The 5,258-nt window shown below is 37.4% G+C and carries 4 protein-coding genes; all 4 read right to left on the bottom strand.

The genetic code is table 11. The features are described from left to right. Positions 1 to 130: 130 nt before the first annotated feature. The 4 genes from GQR46_RS15595 to GQR46_RS15580 all read right to left on the bottom strand — a co-directional run bounded on the left by GQR46_RS15595 (position 131) and on the right by GQR46_RS15580 (position 4,842). Entirely contained in the window at positions 131 to 1,687 is a 1,557-nt protein-coding gene (locus GQR46_RS15595) for a SulP family inorganic anion transporter (protein ID WP_010554472.1), read from the bottom strand. Positions 1,688 to 1,815: 128 nt separating this feature from the next. Beyond that, the gene (locus tag GQR46_RS15590; protein WP_007375323.1) at positions 1,816 to 2,274 is read right to left on the bottom strand and encodes an Lrp/AsnC family transcriptional regulator; all 459 of its coding nucleotides are present in this window, start codon (positions 2,272 to 2,274) and stop codon (positions 1,816 to 1,818) included. A 107-nt stretch (positions 2,275 to 2,381) separates the two neighbouring features. Beyond that, positions 2,382 to 3,023: an MBL fold metallo-hydrolase gene (locus GQR46_RS15585; RefSeq protein WP_165741410.1), complete on the bottom strand. Its 642-nt coding sequence runs from the start codon at positions 3,021 to 3,023 to the stop codon at positions 2,382 to 2,384. Between the two features lies 1 nt (position 3,024). Beyond that, positions 3,025 to 4,842, bottom strand: coding sequence for a M14 family metallopeptidase (locus GQR46_RS15580; protein WP_165727445.1), 1,818 nt, complete (start codon positions 4,840 to 4,842; stop codon positions 3,025 to 3,027). Between the last annotated feature and the right edge of the window lie 416 nt (positions 4,843 to 5,258).

The following is a 5,258-nucleotide window of genomic DNA, read 5'->3' as shown; positions in this document are numbered from 1 at the left end:
TTATGAGTTTGCATAGCACTACAGCCTACCTTGCTTTTTAATAGTCTTACCGCAAACAAATAGTAGATACACTAAAAAAGCGAAAGGTTATTCACCTTTCGCTTTTTAAATATAAATAGCTTTGTGTAAATTAAGCTAGTTTGTCTGATGCTACTTTGTATGTTGGATCTTCAATCACATTCACTTCAACCAAATCGCGTGCTTTATGCAACAACTGCGTACAGTCTTTACTTAAGTGACGTAAGTGAAGTTGTTTACCTGCTTTTGTGTACTTATCAGCAAGTGTGTCAATTGCTTCTATTGCACTGTGATCAGATACGCGGCTATGCTTAAATTCAACAATTACATTTTTAGGGTCATTTTTAACATCAAATAACTCTGCAAAGTTTTTAACTGAACCAAAGAAAAGCGGGCCATGTAACTCATATACTTTAGCGCCTTCTTCATCAATATAGTTAGTTGTGTATATGTGCTTAGCATGCTGCCAAGCAAATACTAATGCAGATACAATAACACCTACACATACTGCAATCGCTAAATCGGTAATAACAGTCACACCCGATACAAGTACTATTACGAAAGCGTCTGATAGAGGCACACGCTTCATCATTTTAAAGCTGGCCCATTCAAACGTACCTAATACAACCATAAACATAACACCAACAAGTGCAGCTAGTGGGATCATCTCAATTAAGCTTGAAGCGAATATGATGAACGCAAGCAACATCAATGCAGCACTTATACCCGATAAGCGAGAACGACCACCTGAGTTAATGTTGATCATTGATTGACCAATCATTGCACAACCACCCATAGCACCAAACATACCACAAGTAATATTTGCAGCGCCTTGGCCTATACACTCTTTATTACTATGACCGCGAGTTTCTGTAATCTCGTCAATTAAGCTAAGCGTTAATAATGATTCAATTAAACCAATAGCCGCTAAAATAAGTGCATAAGGAAAAATAATTTGTAGCGTTTCGAAAGTAAACGGCACCATAGGAATATGAAACTGAGGTAAACCGCCTGCAATTGTTGCAGCTTCGTCGCCTGTCATTCCTTTTAAGAAATCAACTACAGTATGCGCTTCTAAATCCAAACCAATAACTAAAGCGGTCACTGTAATAATAGCGACTAATGTAGAGGGTACAGCCGTTGTTAGTTTAGGTAAAAACTGAATAATAGCCATCGTTAAAGCCACTAAACCAAGCATAATATATAACGGGTTACCCGTCATCCATTCTTGTCCGCCCATACCATCAGGCACTTTAAATTGTCCTAACTGAGCGAGAAAAATAACAATAGCTAAGCCGTTTACAAAACCAAGCATTACCGGATGAGGAACCATGCGGATAAACTTACCGAGTTTAAATACACCCGCGAGTATCTGCAGTATGCCCATGAGCAATACGGTCGCAAATAAATACTCAACACCATGATCAAGCACTAAACTTACCATAACAACAGCTAGTGCACCGGTTGCACCTGAAATCATACCAGGGCGGCCACCAAATATAGCCGTAATTAAACCAACGATAAACGCGGCATATAGACCAACTAAAGGTTCTACATTTGCAACAAAGGCAAACGCAACAGCTTCTGGAACTAAGGCTAGCGCCACAGTTAATCCAGATAAAATATCGTTTTTAGCAGAGCTAGGCGCCCTACTGAGTAAGTTAAACATTGAGTTCCTCAAATGGTGTAATGGGTATCAAAAAAGCGCTAAATTCTACCAAATTAGCGCTCAGTTAACAATTGTCATTATGTGGTTAAACTAAACTAAAAGAGGTTTAGCTTTTAAAAGAAGTGCTTTTATAAAGGGAGGGAAGTACTACGTTTTACACATGTCATTGTTACATTAGAATGTACTTCTTGTACATATTCTAAGCTTAGTAAATTATCGCGTACAAAGTGCTCATAACCTTCTATGCCTTGTGAAATTATGCGTAGCATAAAGTCCATTGTTCCAGCCATGGTGTAACACTCTGTTACTTGATCATAACTCATTATAAGTTTTTCAAATTCAGCAAGGTTCTTTTTACCGTGATTTGATAAACGCACATGTGCATATACAAGCATATCAAAGCCAAGTTTTTTCTCATCTAAAAGAGCCACTTTGCTTTTTATATAACCATCTTGCTCTAGCTTGGCAATTCGACGCCAGCATGGAGATTGAGACAAGCCTACTTTATCAGCAATTTCTGCGGTTGATAAACTAGCATCTTGTTGTAAAAGTGCCAATATTTGGCGATCTACGTGATTTAGAGACATTTTATTTCTTATTTATCAAATAAACTGGTTAAATTATACAACCATTTTAAAACTCAGTCTGCTTATTTTTAATTTTTATGCAGTTTACCAAACTTCAAATAAGTAACTTAACCAAACTTACCACTCACAAAAGGATTTGTTTGTTTTTCAAATCCAACCGTAGTGTCGCTCCCATGCCCTGCCAATATTTTAGTATTATCAGGTAAGGTTAGAATATGCGTCTTAATCGACTCTATAAGTTGTTCGCTATTCCCCTTAGGGAAATCAGTTCGCCCTACTGAGCCTTTAAAAATAACATCACCTACAATAACGCATTCATTGTCTTGTTGATAAAACACAATATGACCAGGTGTATGCCCTGGGCAATGCTTCACTAAAAAGCTAAGTTTACCTACGCTAACGGTGTCGTTATGGTTTAGCCAAATATCCGGGTAAAAAGGCTCAATGGGTTTAAACCCGAACATTTGTGCTTGCATAGGTAAGTTTTCAAACCAGAAGTACTCATCTTTTTGTGGGCCAATAATTTGTACGTTAAATTGATTACGTAAAATATCAGCCCCACCCACATGATCTAAATGCTCGTGCGTTAACCAAATAGCACTTAATTCTAGTTTATGCTCATTAAGGGCAGCTACTATTTTATCAGGGTCGCCACCTGGGTCTATGACTACGGCTTGTTTAGTTTCACTACACCAAATAATACGACTATTTTGTGCAAATGCAGTGACGGGTATGGTTATAATTTGCATATTAGATTTCTTTACTTTTTTGATCTGGAATAACAACTTCTTCTTCAAATGACATCAATATTGGGTACTTTAAGTACGCTTGATCATAAAATGGACTTTGCTCATATAACCAGTTTAGTCTCGCATCAGCGTCGCTTGCGAACGATTTATCTTTAAGCTTTTCATCAAACTTAAGCGCTAGCTTTGGATTGTCTTTTAGCATTTGGCGTGCAAACGGAATTAGTGCATAGTTTTCCATATACTCAGTACGCTGAAAAATAGTATTAAATTCCCCCCATGCAAAAAACGAATCTGGTGCTTCAGGATGCAATAAATGCACAGCAAGCTCACCTGCTTTTTGTTGAGTATTGACTTGATACCAACCATCTAAATCTACATTTATAGCAGGGACATAATCAAAACTTGCTGACACTCTAAAACGGCCTTCAAATGGTGCTTTATCAAACGTGTAGTCTGCCACCTTTGCTACTTTTAAAGGCTGTGTGTTTGCCCCTTCAAGTTTATTAATAGAGACACCATGTAACTTTAGTTTCTTAATAATATTGCGATATACAGGCGGAATAAAAAAAGCTTTAGGTACTTCAACTGTATGTTGTACATCTTTTTGCCAATAAATAGGTAAGTCGGTATATGTATGTGCTTTACCCAAATACTTCACTTCATTTTGGCCTGAGAGCGCATTCATGCTTGATGAATACTCAATACCTTTAAACTGCGCAATCGTATCAGCTTGCTTGGAATAGCCACGCTTTACTATTAACTGTTTAGGAACAAATTCCTGTTCTTTTTTTACTGCATTAGCTAATTCATGACTGTGCTTTGATAGCGCAGTAATAGCACCATCTAAAAATACGTAAGTTCCTAATACACGTTGCTTGTAAGGCTTCAATGAATGATTTTCAACTAAAATAGTCGGTAATGACTTTAAATCACCCCAACCATTTGAAAAGCGCGGCGTAGCAACCCATCCCGCTAATCCTTTTTTAAAGTCGCGCTTGTCCATAACAAAAACAAGTGGCCCTGGCATGTGCCCTTGCTTAGCTAGCGTATCGTCAATCAGAGGTTTAAAAAACTGGTTTAGTGCATCAGATACCGCAGGCGACTCGCTTGAAAATACCGGATTGTAGCCATAAGTCACATCGTATTGGTAATCTGCGCCATCGGTTACGTGTACATCAATGTATAAATTTGGGTTGTAGTCGTTAATAACCTTTAGAACACTTCTAACTTCTGGGGTATCTAATTTAGTAAAATCACGATTTAAATTAAGGTTATTAGCATTTGTTCTAAAGCCCATTTTTGTAGGGCCCCGTTGATTGATGCGATTGAATGCACTGCTACGTTCGTGTCCATCTACATTTAAAATAGGAATAAATAATATGTTTACCTTTTTTAAAATGTCACGGCGCTTACCCGTCGCTATATCTCTGAGTAACATAAACATGGCATCTTTACCGTCTATTTCACCAGAATGTATTCCTGCCTGGATAAAAATAGTTGGCTTAGTGCTATTAGCCATTTGCCTTGCTTCAAAAAAGCCTTGCTCACTGGCAATCAACATTTTTATTGCACGCTTGCTATTACTATAGCCAATGGTTTGAGATTGAAACTGAGTAGGGTTTGCAGCAACTAACCTATCAACAAATGCCATTGTATTTGCATAATCTGGCGACGCTTCACCTGCTGACAGCTCAAAATCAGTAGTTAGCGGCCCTTGTTTTTGTAAAAGCTCTACGCTTTTCCCCTGCCACTCAATTAATGGAGGTAAGTGTGCGTCATACGCCACACTTGCAGATAAAAATAGTAAACTTGCAAACATAAAATTCTCTAACAAACGCCTTAATTATATAAATTATATCAACTAAATTTTTTATAATGAGGAAACTGCGGTGATTCAACAAAAAAATGCAGCCAACTACATCTCACTCATTCACACCTGTCTTTTAAGGCTATATAACATTATTAATGTACAGTAATTCATTACATAACTATTTATACCAACTCGTAAAAATACTTAATCAATTTAAGGGATTACATCTGACGCTAACAGCGTCAAAAATGTCTGATATACGTCTGCATGGATCCAGGAGAGTGAGTAATGATGGAGCAATTGCCAAGAACAACTAAATAGTGAATTTCGCCCTGCTCTAACGTAATTTTTTATCGCTAAATAGAGCTCATATAAGTAGATGGGTATTAATTTGAAAAAGCCAATTTAGCTCAGCTATAAAAAAG

It is taken from the genome of Pseudoalteromonas sp. Z1A6 (assembly GCF_011378745.1).
GTDB lineage: Bacteria > Pseudomonadota > Gammaproteobacteria > Enterobacterales > Alteromonadaceae > Pseudoalteromonas > Pseudoalteromonas arctica.
This window is presented reverse-complemented; position numbering and strand designations above follow the sequence as displayed.